Raw genomic sequence first — 13,154 nt, 5'->3', positions numbered from 1 at the left:
AGATAGCCGGGCCCGTAGCTTGTTGCGTATCAATGCCTGCGCGGAACAGTCCGCCATGATGGCTGGACCGGAACCATGCCGCCGTGCGTCGGCGCGGCAGGCGCCGGCCGCTTCTTGCCGCAGGGGGAACCATGATCCGCATCTTCAGCCATTACGTCTCGAAAACAGCGTTTATCCTGCTGTTGCTGGAAATCCTGATCCTGCTGCTGTCGGCCACATTGACATCGCTGTTGTGGCTGGCGGACGGCAGCCGCCTCGTGCGCGCGGGCGAGGTCTATCTGTCGTCCACGATCTTCGCGCTCGTCATCGTCCTGAGCATGAGCACCCTGGGCATGTACCAGCACCGCTCGCGCGACGACATCCGCAACACCTTGCTGCGCATCCTGCCGTCGTTCGCCCTGGGCTTTGCCGTGCTCAGCGTGCTGATACGCTTCATACCCGCGCTGCAGTTCGGCCGCGGCAGCGTGCTCGTCTTCGGGCTGGGGGCCATCGGCGTGCTGCTGGCCCGTCTCGTCGTGTTCAAGTCTTCGCAGTCGGCGCTGATGGAAGGGCGGCTGATCCTGGTGGGCGGCGGGGCGCTGGCGCGTGAATGCATGGACTTGGCGGCCAGCAAGATCGGCTTCCACCAGTTCACCGTGGTCGGTTGCATCGCCGTGGCCGGCGAGCAATGCTGCGTGCCGGCCTCGGCAATGTTGCCGACGGAACCGTCGCTGCTGGCCATGGCCCAGCGCCACGATGCGCACGAGATCGTCGTGTCCGTCAGCGACCGGCGCAATGGCGCGTTTCCAGTCAAGCAACTATTGGAATGCGCGCTGGGCGGCGTGAAAGTGATCGACGCGGCCACGTTCTTCGAGCGCGAAGCGTGCCAGATCCGCATCGACTCCTTGCAGCCGAGCTATCTGATCTACGGCGGCGGCTTCGATCAGAGCTTTTTCCGCGCCGCCTCGAAGCGCCTGTTCGACCTGGCCGCCAGCGGCATCATCTGCCTGGCGGCGCTGCCCGTGATGCTGGCGACAGCCGTGTGCATCCGCCTGGAAGACGGCGGTCCCGTGTTTTACCAGCAGGAACGGGTGGGGCGCGACGGCTTGCCCTTCCGCGTGCTGAAATTTCGCAGCATGCGCTGCGACGCCGAGCGCGAGGGCACGCCCGTGTGGGCGCAGGCCGACGATGCGCGCATCACGCGGGTGGGCCGCCTCATCCGCAAGCTGCGCATCGACGAGCTGCCGCAGGTGCTCAATGTGTTTCGCGGCGAGATGAGTTTCGTCGGCCCCCGTCCCGAGCGCGCCTACTTTGTCGAGCAGCTGAAGGAACAGGTGCCGTACTACAACATCCGCCACAGCATCAAGCCCGGCATCACTGGCCTGGCCCAGGTGCGCTATCAGTATGGCGCTTCCGTCGATGACGCCGTGAAGAAGCTGCAATACGATTTGTATTATGTGAAAAACAACAGCCTGTTCCTCGACTTGCTGATCCTGCTCGACACGGTACAGGTGGTGCTGTTTGGCAAGGGCAGCCGATGATGCGGGCGCAGCCGGCCTGGCTGGCGGCGGCCGACGCGGCGGCGCTCAGCCACGGGCTGGCGTCGCTGGCCTTCTTCGTGCTGGCGCTGCTGCTCATCAGCAACTGGCGCGCGCGGCAGAACGCGCGGGCGCTGCTGGCCGCCTGCCTGGCGACGGGCGCATGGGCGACGGGCACGGTGGTGCTGGTGCTGCTGGGGCGGCGCATTTCGCTGGCCGGCGACGCGCTGGAAATGCTGCGCACGGGCGCCTGGCTGGTGTTCCTGCTGCTGCTGATCGCGCCGTCGCGGCCCCGCTTGCGTCTCGTGCTGGCCGGCATCGTCCTCACGGCGCTGGCGCCCGGCCTGTCCGCGCTGGCCTCGGCGTGGCTGGCGTTGCCTTTGCCGGCGCGCATCATCGCCAGCGTCAGCCGTTTGCTGCTGGCCGTGCTGGGCATGCTGCTGGTGGAACAGTGGTACCGCAACACGCCGCCCTTGCAGCGCTGGGGCGTCAAGTTTGCCTGCCTGGGCGTGGGCGGCCTGTTTGCCTATGATTTTTACCTGTACAGCGACGCCTTGTTGTTTCGCGCCATCAATGACGACATCTGGGCCGCGCGCGGCATCGTCGACGCCTTGTGCGCGCCGCTGCTGGCCATCTCGGCCGCCCGCAACCCGGCCTGGGCGCTGGGCCTGTCCGTCTCGCGCCAGGTGATGTACCGCTCGGCCGCCTTGCTCGGCTCGGCCATCTATCTGCTGGCCATGGCGGCCAGCGCCTATTATCTGCGCTATTTCGGCGGCACCTGGGGCGCGCTGATGCAGATGGCCTACCTGGGCGGCGCGGCCCTGCTGCTGGCCGGCGTGCTGTTTTCCGGCAGCCTGCGCGCCAAGCTCAAGGTCAGCATCAACAAGCATTTCTATAACGCCATCTTCGATTACCGCGAGGAATGGCTGCGCTTTACGCGCGCGCTGTCGGAAGACGGCCCGGCGCTGGGCGAGCGCACGATACAGGCCATGGCGCAACTGGTGGAAAGCCCGGCCGGCGCCCTGTGGATTTTGCGCGAAGGGGGCCAGTTCGCGGCTGCCGCCAGCTGGAACTGGCCGCCGTCCGCCTGGAGCGAGCCGGCGTCCGGTCCCCTGTGCCGGTTCCTGGAAGCACGGCAGTGGGTGATCGACGTGCCCGACTGCCGGCAGAATCCGCGCCGGTACGGCGGCCTGGTCCTGCCGCCCGCGCTGCTGGCCTTGCCCCAGGCGTGGCTGCTGGTGCCGCTGATGCTGCACGGCCAGCTGTTCGCCTTTGTCGCGCTGGCGCGGCCCCGCACGCCCATCGGCCTGAACTGGGAAATCCGCGACGTGCTGAAAATTGCCGGCAGCCAGGCCGCCGGCTACCTGGCGCACCGCGAGTCGCTCGACTCCCTGATGGTGTCGCGCCAGTTCGAATCGTTCAACCGCATGTCCACTTTCATCGTGCACGACCTGAAAAACCTGGTGTTTCAATTATCTCTATTACTGAGCAATGCGGAAAAGCACCGCGCCAATCCCGCTTTCCAGGAAGACATGCTGCGTACCCTCGATCATTCCGTGCAGAAAATGAAGACCCTGCTGCAAAAGCTGGCCCACGGCGAGGCGGCCGAGGCGCCCGCGCCGCTGCGCCTGGACGGCTTGCTGCGCCAGGCCGTGGCGGCCAAGGCCAGCCTGGCGCCGGCGCCGCGGCTGGAAATCGTCGATGCCGGCCTGACGGTGCTGGCCCACCGCGCGCGCCTCGAACGCGTGCTCGGCCATCTGATCCAGAACGCCATCGAGGCGACGGCCAGCGACGGCACGGTGGACGTGCGGCTGCGGCGCGAGCATCGCACGGCCGTCGTCGAACTCGACGATACGGGGCAGGGCATGAGCGAGCAGTTCATCCGCGAGCGCCTGTTCAAGCCGTTCGATACGACGAAGACGGCCGGCATGGGCATCGGCGTGTTTGAAAGCCGCGAATACATCCGCGAAGTGGGCGGCAGTCTGGAAGTGCGCAGCGCACCGCGCGTCGGCACGACGTTCCGCGTGGTCTTGCCGCTGCATGCCGCATGAACAGAAAGGAAGAGCATGGGCAAGCAAAAACTGCTGGTCATCGAAGACGATCCCGGCCTGCAAAAGCAGCTGCACTGGAGTTTTGACGGCTACGAGGTGCTGCTGGCGGGCGAGCGCGAGGCGGCGCTGGCGCTGGTGCGGCGCCACCAGCCGGCCGTCGTGACGATGGACCTGGGCTTGCCGCCGGACCCGGACGGCGCCACGGAGGGGCTGGCCACCCTGCAGCAGATCCTCGCGTTGGCGCCGGACACGAAAGTCATCATCCTGTCGGGCAACCAGGAGCGCGCGCATGCCTTGAAAGCCATCGCGCTGGGCGCCTACGATTTCCACCAGAAACCGTTCGACGCCGACATGCTGGGCCTGGTCATCGCCCGCGCCTTCTACCTGCACGCCATGCAGCAGGAAAACCGCCGCATGCTGCAGACGCAGGCCGATTCGCCGCTGGCCGGCATCGTCAGCCGCGACCCCGGCATGCTGAAACTGTGCCGCAGCGTGGAAAAAGTGGCGCCTTCGTCGGCCAGCGTGATGCTGCTGGGCGACTCGGGCAGCGGCAAGGAGCTGATCGCGCGGGGCCTGCATGCGCTGTCGAGCCGCCACGCCCAGCGTTTCGTCGCCATCAATTGCGCGGCCATCCCCGAAAACCTGCTGGAGAGCGAACTCTTCGGCTATGAACGGGGCGCGTTTACGGGCGCGGCGCGGCAGACCCTGGGCAAGATCGAGCTGGCCCACGGCGGCACCTTCTTTCTCGATGAAATCGGCGACATGCCGCTGGCGCTGCAGGCGAAATTGCTGCGCTTTCTGCAGGAAAGGGTCATCGAGCGCGTCGGCGGGCGGGGCGAGATCGCCGTCGACGTGCGCATCGTCTGCGCCACGCACCAGGATTTGAAGGTGCTGGCCGGGCAGGGGCGTTTCCGCGAAGACCTGTATTACCGCCTCAGCGAAATCGTGCTGCGCATCCCGCCGCTGCGCGAGCGGGCCGGCGACGCGGCCTTGCTGGCCCACCATTTCAAGAACAAGTTCTGCGCCAGCGAAGGGCGGGGCAGCCTGCATTTCAGCGCCGGCGCGCTGCAGCTGATCGAAAGCCATGACTGGCCCGGCAACGTGCGCGAAGTGGAAAACTGCATCAAGCGGGCCGTCATCATGTGCGACGGGCCGCAGATCGCCGCCGACGACCTGGGCTTGCCCGCCAGCGCACAGGCGGCGCCCGTGGACGCATCCATCAACCTGCGCCAGGCCCGCGAAGCGGCCGAATACAAGGTCATGGTGCGGGCGCTGGCGCGCGCCGACGGCAATATCGCCCGCGCGGCCGAACTGCTGGGCGTGAGCCGGCCCACCCTGTACGACCTGATGGGACACCACGGCATCAAATAGCGTCCGTGCACTGATGTGTATCAAATATCAAGATTGTGTAAGGCGTCGCACATACGCTGGCGCCGCTCCGGTGCATCCTAGCCTCATCAACAACGAGGAGGCGTCATGAATGCGATCAATTTACTGCTGAAGGACCACAAGGCCGTCAAGGCCCTGTTTGCGCAATACGAGAACCTGAGCGACCGCTCCTTGGCAACGAAGAAAAAGCTGGCCGACCAGATCTGCCAGGAACTGACCGTGCACACGCAGCTGGAGGAGGAAATCTTCTATCCGGCCGTGCGCCGTCCCATCCGCGACGCCGACCTGATGGATGAGGCCCTCGTCGAACACGCGAGCGCCAAGGAACTGATCGCGCAAATCGAAGCGATGGACCCTGCCGACGACCTGTACGACGCCAAGGTCAAGGTCCTGTCCGAGCAGATCGAGCACCACGTGGGCGAAGAAGAGGGGGACATGTTTCCCAAGGTGCGACAGGCTGGCGTCGACCTCGAGGCGCTGGGCCGGGAAATGGCCGCGCGCAAGGAACAGCTGACGGGCGTCGCCGCCTGAAGCGCCAATAAAATCATCAATCAAGGGAGTATTCCATGCAAGCTACGCAATTGTCCGAGTCGGACCTGAATCACCCGGGCGTGTCCTGGGGCGCCGTGCTGGCGGGCGCGGCGGCCGCCGCCGCCCTGTCCTTCATCCTGCTGATCCTCGGCGTGGGACTGGGCCTGTCGTCCGTGTCGCCATGGTCGTTCAACGCCACGGCCATCGGCGTGTCGACCATCGCCTGGCTGGCCTTCATGCAGCTGGCCGCGTCCGGCATCGGCGGCTACATGGCGGGCCGGCTGCGCGTGAAATGGAGCGCCGTGCATACGGATGAGGTGCATTTCCGCGACACGGCGCACGGCTTGCTGGCCTGGGCCGTGGCGACCCTGCTCACCGTAGGCCTGCTGGCCGGCGGCACGCGCGCCGTCCTCAGCGGCGCCATCGATGCGGGCAGCGGCGTGGCCGCTGCCGTTGGCCCGGCCGTAGGGGCGGGCGCAGGTGCTGCAGGTGCAGCCAGCGCCAAGCAAGGCGAGGGCGGCGGCGCCAATCCGCTCGATTATTTCTCGGACATGCTGCTGCGCGCCGCGCCAGCCCCGGCTGCCACGGAGCCGGGCGTCACGCTGGCCGAGCAGCGCATGGAAATCGGCAAGATCTTCGCAAGCAGCCTGTCCACGGGCAGCCTGGCCGCCGATGACCGCGCCTACCTGGGCCAGGTCGTGGCCAGCCGCACGGGCTTGAGCCAGGCCGACGCGGAAGCGCGCGTCGACGCCGTCTACGGGCGCGCCGCCAAGGCCGCCGCCGATGCGAAGGCTGCGGCCCAACAAGCGGCGGAAACGGCGCGCAAGGCCGGCGCCCACACGGCCTTGTGGATGTTCGTTGCCTTGCTGCTGGGGGCTTTCGTTGCCAGCCTGGCCGCCACGTTCGGCGGCCGCCAGCGCGACCATGAGCGCGTGCTGCGCCACGTCACCATCTGAACCCCCACTATCGTTAAGGAGTCTGCCATGCGTTCCATCCTCTTGCTGCTGCTGGGCATACCATTGCCCATCGTCATACTGATCGCCCTGTTCGTGCGTTGACAAGGTAAAACACAGGAACCGGCGCCCGCTGCAAGGCGGGCGCCGGTTTTTGCATGAAAGCGGCCGCGTGTGTAAGATGGCGCCATCTTTCCACCGAGACTATCCATGAACGTGACCGTCCTGCGTCCCTTGCTGAAAACCGCCGCTATCGCCGCCATCGCCTGCTCGATGCTGGCTTCGTGCTCCACCCTGATCGGTCCGCGCGACGTGAATGTGTCGCTGAGCAAGATGCAGCAAGGCCTGGAGCGCCGTTTTCCCATCGACAAGCGCGTGCTGTCCGTGCTGGACGTCAGGCTGACGCATCCGCAGCTGTCGCTGCAGCCCGAGCGCGAACGGGTGGCCCTGAGCGTGGACGCCAGCGTCATGCCGCCGTTCATCCGCCAGACCTGGCGCGGCAGCCTGGCCATGTCGGGCCGCCTCGTGCTCGACGCGCAGCGCAATGCCGTGTACCTGAGCGAGGCGAGCGTGGACAAGGTGAGCATCGACGGAATGGACGAGTCGCAGCAGCGCCAGTTCGCCAAGGTGGCCAGCCTGGTGGCCGATCAGCTCATGCATGAAACGCCCATCTACACCTTCAAGCCCGACGAATTGCGCTATGCGGGCGTGCAATTCGTGCCGACGCAGATCCGGACCACGGGCAATGGCTTGACGGTGACGTTCGAGCCGGTGAAGTAGCTTAGGGCTGGCATGCGGGCGCGGCGATTGGCGTGGCCGTGTTGTTGCGCGGCGTGGCCTCTTCATGGAACAGGTCCGCCAGGTATTCGCACAGGGCATCTGCTTGAATATCGTCCGGAATAATGAAATCGGCGGGGCGGCGCTTGCCTTCCGCGCCCAGGTAGAAGGCGCGCCATGCCCCCGGATTTCCCCGGACGGCGATCAGCGTGCCGAAAATATTGAACCGCAATTCCTGCATCTGGCTGCTCCAGTCTGAGAATGGCTAAATAGAGACGGCAGGCCGGAACCGCCGCCGCATGCGCTCGAACGGCATCGCCGGACGGGGAGAAAGCCGTGAATTTCCCCGGCCTGGCTAGCATATTTATTGTACTATAGTAACATTTACTTATCTTTGGGTGGGCGACGATGCATATCAGCACGGCAGGAATCCGGTCCGGGGCGCTGTCTGGCGCAGAAGGCAATAAAACACCATCGGACAAGGCGCCGGCCACGCAGGCGCCTGCCGCCACGGCCGCCGTGGCGGACGATGTCGTGATCTCGACCCTGGCCGGGCGCTTGTCGGCGGCCGAGAAAGCCACCAGCGCCACCATCCGGGGCTACGACCACGCGACGCTGGGTGCGTGGGTGAATGACAATACCGCCGACATCCTGTATCCGCTGGACGCCGAACACATGGCAGCCGCCGCAAAGCAGGTGCCGCAACCGAACGATGCGGCAGCGGCAAAGTCGACCGCCGCCGCCACCGCTTATGTCGAGAGAAAGGGCCCCAATCCGTTTGCCGGGCTTTCGCGCGAGCAATTGTCCGCCATTTCGAACGATGACAGCGGGACCTTTACCATCAACGAGCGGCGCGCCGCCTTTATGCAGGCGTATCAGGAAGAAGAGGCCTGGCGCACGCAAGTCGTGGCGCAAGCGATGCATGAATACAATACTACCGGCAAGACGACCAATTTCTTCAAATCCGTGCTGGCGCATTACCATGCATTGCCCCAGCTGGAACAGTCGCAATATCCGGCCAATTATGCGAGCGACCTGGAAGACAAGATCAAGCTCGATTTTAATTATTTCAATCATGCGGCCGGCAATGGCGGGCCAACGCCGGGTTCGCTTGCGGACATGCTGAAAAATCAGGATAAAAAAGGCCTGGATCTGTTTGATCTGCTGATCCGCTGATCTCCGGAATTGTTCAACTGTCATTGTTGCCCGCAGGCAGGCCGACTATAATCCGGCCTCTCATGGCTGGACGCAGCATGTGCTCCAGCATGCAATTAAAACAATTAAGGGACTCTTCGTGAAACGTTCACTCATCAGCGCCGCCTGCTGCGCCTTGCTCGCCTTATCCTCGCCCTCGCTGTACGCCCAGCAAGGCGCACACGCTGCTGCGCCAGTCTCCGGCATCGACCTGAAAACCCTGGACCCGGCCGTCAGCCCCAAGGATGATTTCTATGGCTACGTCAACGGCGTATGGACCCGCAATACGCAAATCCCGGCCGACAAATCCGTCTGGGGCACGTATATCGAATTGCGCGAAATCGCGCAGGGCCAGCTGCGCGGCCTGATCGAGGCGACCGTGAAGAACCCCGGCAAGCCCGGCAGCGAGGCGCACAAGATCGCCGACTTGTACACGAGCTTCATGAACGACAAGGCGCGCAATGCGGCCGGCTTCAAGCCCTTGAAGGCCGAGCTGGCCCGCGTGGCCAGCGTGAAGGACAAGAAGGACTTGCCGGCGTTGTTTGCCTTTATGCAAAGCAACGGCATCCAGACGCCGTTTTCCGCCTATGTGGCGCCCGATGCGCAAGATCCCGAGCGCTACACCGTCAACATCAGCCAGTCCGGCCTGGGCTTGCCCGACCGTGATTACTACCTGAAGGACGACGACGCCAAGCTCAAGGCCGTGCGCGAGCAATACCTCAAGCATATCGAGACCATGCTGGCTTTGAGCGGCGACAAGGCCGCGGCGGCCCATGCGGCGCAGGTCCTCGATATCGAGACGCGCCTTGCGGCAGCGCAATGGACGCGCGTGCAGATGCGCGACCCCGTCAAATCGTACAACCGCGTCGATTTCGACCAGTTCGCCGCACTGGCGCCGGCCTTCGACTGGAAAGCCTACTTTGCCGCTGCCGGCCTGGCCGTCAAGGAAACCTCGGCCGTGGTGCGCCAGCCCAGCTTCCTTGGCGGTTTTGCCGAGACCGTGGCGGCGATTCCGCTGGCATCGTGGAAGAGCTATGCCAGCTGGCGCATCATCGAAAGCTATGCTTCCTACCTCGATAGCGCGACCGTCAAGGAGCGCTTCGCCTTCGAAGGCACGGTGCTGCGCGGCGTGCCGCAAAGCGAACCGCAGTGGCAGCTGGCGCTGCGCTTCACGGATAACGCCATCAGCGACGCCGTCGGCAAGCGCTACGTGGCCATGTATCTGCCGCCGGAAACCAAGCCGCGCGTGATGGCCATGTTCGACAATTTCGTCGCCTCGTTCAAGGACGGCATCGAACAGCTGGACTGGATGGGCCCGGAAACCAAGAAGGAAGCCCAGCTCAAGCTGGCCGCCCTGAAGCCGAAGATCGCCTATCCGGACACCTGGCGCGACTACAGCAGCATGCAGACGCGGCCGAACGACCTGATCGCCAACGTGCGCGCCGCGCGCGCGTGGAGCCGCCAGCAAAACCTGGAGAAGCTGGGCAAACCGGTGGACCGCGAAGAATGGTCGATGACGCCGCAAACCGTCAACGCCAGCTACAGCCCGGCCCTGAACGCCATCACGATCCCGGCCGCCATCCTGCAGCCGCCGTTTTTCAACGTGAAAGCGGAAGACGCCGTCAATTACGGCTTGCTGGGCATCACCTTCGGCCATGAGATCAGCCATGCCTTCGACGATTCCGGCAGCCAGTACGACGCCAAGGGGCGTCTGCGCAACTGGTGGACGGCGCAGGACCGCGCCGCCTTCAAGGCGCTGGCCGCCGGCCTCGTCAAGCAATACGGCGCCTACAGCCCCGTGCCGGGCTACCACATCAATGGCGAACTGACCCTGGGCGAAAACATCGGCGACAATTCCGGCCTGTCGATCACCTACAAGGCGTATCAGCGTTCGCTGGGCGGCAAGCCGTCGCCCGTCATCGATGGCTTGACGGGCGAACAGCGCCTGTACATCGGCTTTGCGCAGAAATGGCGCGCCAAACTGCGTCCGGAAGCGGCCATCGCGCAGATCAAGAGCGACCCCCATTCGCCGGGCGAATTCCGCGCCAAGGGCACGGTCAAAAACCAGCCCGGCTTCTATGAGGCCTTCGACATCAAGCCGGGCGACCCCATGTATCTGCCGCCCGAGCAGCGCGTCATCATGTGGTAAATCAGGTGCTAAACCCGTAGTGCAGTCGCGCACCGCGCCGGGGACTATTCCTTGGCGTGGTTGAGCGTGTAGCGGGGCAGTTCCACCGTCAGGTCTTCCTGGCTGATGCGGGCCTGGCACGACAGGCGCGAGTGGGGCTGCAAGCCCCAGGCCTGGTCGAGCATGTCTTCTTCATTGTCGCCCAGTGCGTTGAGCGAGTCGAAACCGCGCACCACGACGACGTGGCAGGTGGAACAGGCGCCCACCTGGCCGCACGCGTGTTCGATGTCGATCTTGTTGAGCAGCAAGGCGTCGCAAATGCTCATGCTTTCCGGCGCGTCGATGACGGCGCCGTCGGGGGCCAGCTCGGGATGGGGTAATACAGTGATGGTTGGCATACGATAATCTCCTTGAATATCGCTACCTTGAACCTTCCCGCCTGGAGAAGGTCAAGCGCATTTTGCGCCTGACCAGGGACTTGCCGCGGCTACAGCTTCGAGGCCGGATGCTCCGCCAGCGGAACAAATTGGCCGGTCGATTCGTCCAGCGCGTCGAGCGAGCCGTTTTCGATGTCGTACACCCAGCCATGCAGGGTCAGCCGCTTTTGCGTGATGGCCAGGGCCACGGAAGGGTGGGTGCGGATGTTGTTGAGCTGGGCCACGACATTGGCCCGCACCATGCCGTCGATGCGCTCCTGTTCCGTGGCGTGCTCGACGGATTCGTTGATCATGCGCGCCGCATCCGCGTGGCGCAGCCAGCTCTTGACGGCAGGCATGTGCTCGAGGCAGGTGCAGGTGGCGATGGCTTTCATGGCGCCGCAGTCGGAATGGCCGCAAATGACGATGTCCGTCACCTGCAGGGCCGCCACGGCAAATTCGACGGAGGCGCTCACGCCGCCCGGTTCCGGGCCGAACGAGGGCACGATGTTGCCCGCGTTGCGGATCACGAACAGTTCGCCAGGTTCCCGTTGCGTCACCAGTTCCGGCACCATGCGGCTGTCGGAACACGAGATGAACAAGGCCTTCGGCGTCTGGCCCGTGGCCAGCGTCTTGAACAGTTCTCGGCGTTCAGGAAAGACTTCCTTCTGGAAACGTAGAAATCCGGCAATGATGTCGCGCATAAATAAAGAGGAGAGTGGTGGAAGCCGGTATTATCGCCGATTTGGCGCCGCTCCTGCTTGCGGCCCGCCAAGGCAGCGGTCTATATGCGCGAGCAATTGCAGAAACACGCGCTTATCGGCCATGTGATTCATCGTGTTGCTCACGAAAACGTCGCCGGCGGCCGCTGCCAAGGCGCTGCGGGCCTGCGCGCAGGCGGCATGCAGTTGCGCGCGGTCAAGCTCAAGCAGCGCCGCGGCGATGGCTTCACGCGTGAAGTCGAAGGCGTCGATGCCGCAACAGCCGGCCACGCAATGGGTTTCCAGGCGGCAGATCAGCGGCCACAGTTCCCCCAGCAAGGCATCGATGTCGACGGCCTGGTCATAGCGTGCGTCAAGATCGATGTATTCGATCCAGGCGTCGTCGCCGATCTGGATATCGTACTGGCGGTCGCGTTCGGTCATTTTCACCTTCTCCTGCTCAATGGCATCGCATGATAAAAAAACCGCCCGAAGGCGGTTTTTGTCAAACCGGCAATGCCGGTGTCTAGATAAAGTAGATCAGCGCGATCACGGCCGCGACGAGGGCCACGCGCGTGACCTGGTAGGCCGTCTTGTTCCACGCCTTGAAGCGGCGGCGGTACTGGCCCATGGTCCAGGAAATCTGGAACAGCTTGCTCACGCCGCCCACCTGGTCGCCCAGCTCGTTGGGCGAGGCGGCGGCCGTCATCAGGGTGCGGCCCAGCCAGCGGTTCAGCGCCTGCGCCCAACGGTAGCGCATCGGCCGCTCGATGTCGCAGAACAGGATGATGCGGTCGCTGTCGGCGTCGTTGCGGGCCCAGTGGATATACGTTTCATCGAACATCACGGCCTGGCCGTCGCGCCAGCTGTGGCGCTCGCCATCGACGTCGATGAAGCAGCGGTCGTCGTTCGGCGTCTGCAGGCCCAGGTGGTAGCGCAGGGAACCGGCGAACGGGTCGCGGTGCGGGTTGAGCTTGCCGCCTTGCGGCAGTTCCGCGAACATGGCGGCCTTGATCGAGGGTATCGACTGCAGCAGCGCATAGGTCTGCGGGCACATCTGTTGCGCCGACGGGTGGTTGGCGTCATACCATTTCAGGTAGAAACGCTTCCAGCCATACTTGAAGAAGGAATTGAAGCCCACGTCATTGTTCTTTTCCGCCGCCTTGATCTTTTTCATTTCCTGCATGCGCAGCGCTTCATCGCGGATGATTTGCCAGTTCTGCTGCAGCGGCGCCAGTTCCGGGAATTGCTCGACGGACAGATAAGGCGTGGCCGGCACCCTGGAAAAGGTGTGCATGAACAGATTCAGCGGCGCCATGAACGAGGAGTGATCGAAGATCTGGCGGCGAAACGGCAGGCGCACCTTGCCCCGAAAATGAATATGTAAAACAGAAAACACAAAAATGCCCAGCAAGGCCCACTTCATACACAACCTCGTTTTGAAAGAATGGGGCAATTATAACCAGTTAATGCCAGCGCCACCCCGTGCCAGGGTGA

General features: G+C 64.3%; 13 protein-coding genes. 8 read left to right on the top strand and 5 right to left on the bottom strand.

Features of this window, described 5'->3' with window-relative positions; all coding sequences use genetic code 11:
- Positions 1-131 precede the first annotated feature (131 nt).
- The 6 genes from AC07VI_RS21855 to AC07VI_RS21830 all read left to right on the top strand — a co-directional run bounded on the left by AC07VI_RS21855 (position 132) and on the right by AC07VI_RS21830 (position 7,221).
- A complete protein-coding gene (locus tag AC07VI_RS21855; RefSeq protein ID WP_086147928.1) occupies positions 132-1,520 on the top strand; it encodes a TIGR03013 family XrtA/PEP-CTERM system glycosyltransferase in 1,389 nt (462 codons plus the stop codon).
- Positions 1,517-3,568 carry an XrtA/PEP-CTERM system histidine kinase PrsK gene (gene prsK, locus AC07VI_RS21850; protein ID WP_099374529.1) on the top strand — a complete coding sequence of 684 codons (2,052 nt, stop codon included), beginning with the start codon at positions 1,517-1,519 and terminating at the stop codon, positions 3,566-3,568. Before AC07VI_RS21855 ends, prsK begins: the two co-directional genes overlap by 4 nt.
- A 15-nt stretch (positions 3,569-3,583) precedes the next feature.
- Entirely contained in the window at positions 3,584-4,939 is a 1,356-nt protein-coding gene (prsR, locus tag AC07VI_RS21845; RefSeq protein WP_099374528.1) for a PEP-CTERM-box response regulator transcription factor, read from the top strand.
- Between the two features lie 105 nt (positions 4,940-5,044).
- Positions 5,045-5,488 carry a hemerythrin domain-containing protein gene (locus AC07VI_RS21840; protein ID WP_086147925.1) on the top strand — a complete coding sequence of 148 codons (444 nt, stop codon included), beginning with the start codon at positions 5,045-5,047 and terminating at the stop codon, positions 5,486-5,488.
- Positions 5,489-5,523: 35 nt separating this feature from the next.
- The gene (locus AC07VI_RS21835) at positions 5,524-6,444 is read left to right on the top strand and encodes a hypothetical protein (protein ID WP_086147924.1); all 921 of its coding nucleotides are present in this window, start codon (positions 5,524-5,526) and stop codon (positions 6,442-6,444) included.
- A 207-nt stretch (positions 6,445-6,651) separates the two neighbouring features.
- Positions 6,652-7,221 carry a DUF1439 domain-containing protein gene (locus AC07VI_RS21830; RefSeq protein ID WP_086147923.1) on the top strand — a complete coding sequence of 190 codons (570 nt, stop codon included), beginning with the start codon at positions 6,652-6,654 and terminating at the stop codon, positions 7,219-7,221.
- A 1-nt stretch (position 7,222) separates the two neighbouring features.
- Here AC07VI_RS21830 and AC07VI_RS21825 read toward each other — a convergent pair whose 3' ends face one another.
- Positions 7,223-7,459 (bottom strand): DUF7661 family protein, encoded by a 237-nt coding sequence (locus AC07VI_RS21825; RefSeq protein WP_086147922.1) that lies wholly within the window; start codon positions 7,457-7,459, stop codon positions 7,223-7,225.
- 167 nt (positions 7,460-7,626) lie between these two features.
- On the opposite strand from AC07VI_RS21825, the gene AC07VI_RS21820 reads away from it, so the two are divergent.
- Entirely contained in the window at positions 7,627-8,394 is a 768-nt protein-coding gene (locus AC07VI_RS21820) for a hypothetical protein (RefSeq protein ID WP_492994015.1), read from the top strand.
- Positions 8,395-8,512: 118 nt separating this feature from the next.
- Positions 8,513-10,561 carry a M13 family metallopeptidase gene (locus AC07VI_RS21815; protein WP_492994017.1) on the top strand — a complete coding sequence of 683 codons (2,049 nt, stop codon included), beginning with the start codon at positions 8,513-8,515 and terminating at the stop codon, positions 10,559-10,561.
- A 44-nt stretch (positions 10,562-10,605) separates the two neighbouring features.
- On the opposite strand, the gene fdx is transcribed toward AC07VI_RS21815, so the two are convergent.
- From fdx to lpxO, 4 genes are all read right to left on the bottom strand, one after another.
- On the bottom strand, positions 10,606-10,938 hold the full coding sequence (gene fdx, locus AC07VI_RS21810) for an ISC system 2Fe-2S type ferredoxin (RefSeq protein ID WP_086147919.1): 333 nt from the start codon (positions 10,936-10,938) through the stop codon (positions 10,606-10,608).
- Positions 10,939-11,027: 89 nt separating this feature from the next.
- Complete coding sequence (locus AC07VI_RS21805) at positions 11,028-11,660, bottom strand: carbonic anhydrase (RefSeq protein ID WP_086147918.1); 633 nt, start codon at positions 11,658-11,660, stop codon at positions 11,028-11,030.
- Positions 11,661-11,690: 30 nt separating this feature from the next.
- Positions 11,691-12,101: a DUF6331 family protein gene (locus AC07VI_RS21800; RefSeq protein WP_086147917.1), complete on the bottom strand. Its 411-nt coding sequence runs from the start codon at positions 12,099-12,101 to the stop codon at positions 11,691-11,693.
- 82 nt (positions 12,102-12,183) lie between these two features.
- Positions 12,184-13,083, bottom strand: a complete 900-nt coding sequence (gene lpxO, locus AC07VI_RS21795; protein WP_086147916.1) for a lipid A hydroxylase LpxO — start codon at positions 13,081-13,083, stop codon at positions 12,184-12,186.
- Positions 13,084-13,154 lie beyond the last annotated feature (71 nt).

It is taken from the genome of Janthinobacterium sp. GW821-FHT03A03 (assembly GCF_059421435.1).
The sequence above is the reverse complement of the archived record's forward strand: the minus strand, read 5'-3'. Positions and strand labels throughout refer to the sequence as shown.

Excerpts from the sequence above, each read along its gene's own strand:
- AC07VI_RS21855 (WP_086147928.1), top strand. The coding sequence starts at position 132 with ATGATCCGCATCTTCAGCCATTACGTCTCGAAAACAGCGTTTATCCTG.
- prsK (WP_099374529.1), top strand. The coding sequence starts at position 1,517 with ATGATGCGGGCGCAGCCGGCCTGGCTGGCGGCGGCCGACGCGGCGGCG.
- prsR (WP_099374528.1), top strand. The coding sequence starts at position 3,584 with ATGGGCAAGCAAAAACTGCTGGTCATCGAAGACGATCCCGGCCTGCAA.
- AC07VI_RS21840 (WP_086147925.1), top strand. The coding sequence starts at position 5,045 with ATGAATGCGATCAATTTACTGCTGAAGGACCACAAGGCCGTCAAGGCC.
- AC07VI_RS21835 (WP_086147924.1), top strand. The coding sequence starts at position 5,524 with ATGCAAGCTACGCAATTGTCCGAGTCGGACCTGAATCACCCGGGCGTG.
- AC07VI_RS21830 (WP_086147923.1), top strand. The coding sequence starts at position 6,652 with ATGAACGTGACCGTCCTGCGTCCCTTGCTGAAAACCGCCGCTATCGCC.
- AC07VI_RS21825 (WP_086147922.1), bottom strand. The coding sequence starts at position 7,459 with ATGCAGGAATTGCGGTTCAATATTTTCGGCACGCTGATCGCCGTCCGG.
- AC07VI_RS21820 (WP_492994015.1), top strand. The coding sequence starts at position 7,627 with ATGCATATCAGCACGGCAGGAATCCGGTCCGGGGCGCTGTCTGGCGCA.
- fdx (WP_086147919.1), bottom strand. The coding sequence starts at position 10,938 with ATGCCAACCATCACTGTATTACCCCATCCCGAGCTGGCCCCCGACGGC.
- AC07VI_RS21805 (WP_086147918.1), bottom strand. The coding sequence starts at position 11,660 with ATGCGCGACATCATTGCCGGATTTCTACGTTTCCAGAAGGAAGTCTTT.
- AC07VI_RS21800 (WP_086147917.1), bottom strand. The coding sequence starts at position 12,101 with ATGACCGAACGCGACCGCCAGTACGATATCCAGATCGGCGACGACGCC.
- lpxO (WP_086147916.1), bottom strand. The coding sequence starts at position 13,083 with ATGAAGTGGGCCTTGCTGGGCATTTTTGTGTTTTCTGTTTTACATATT.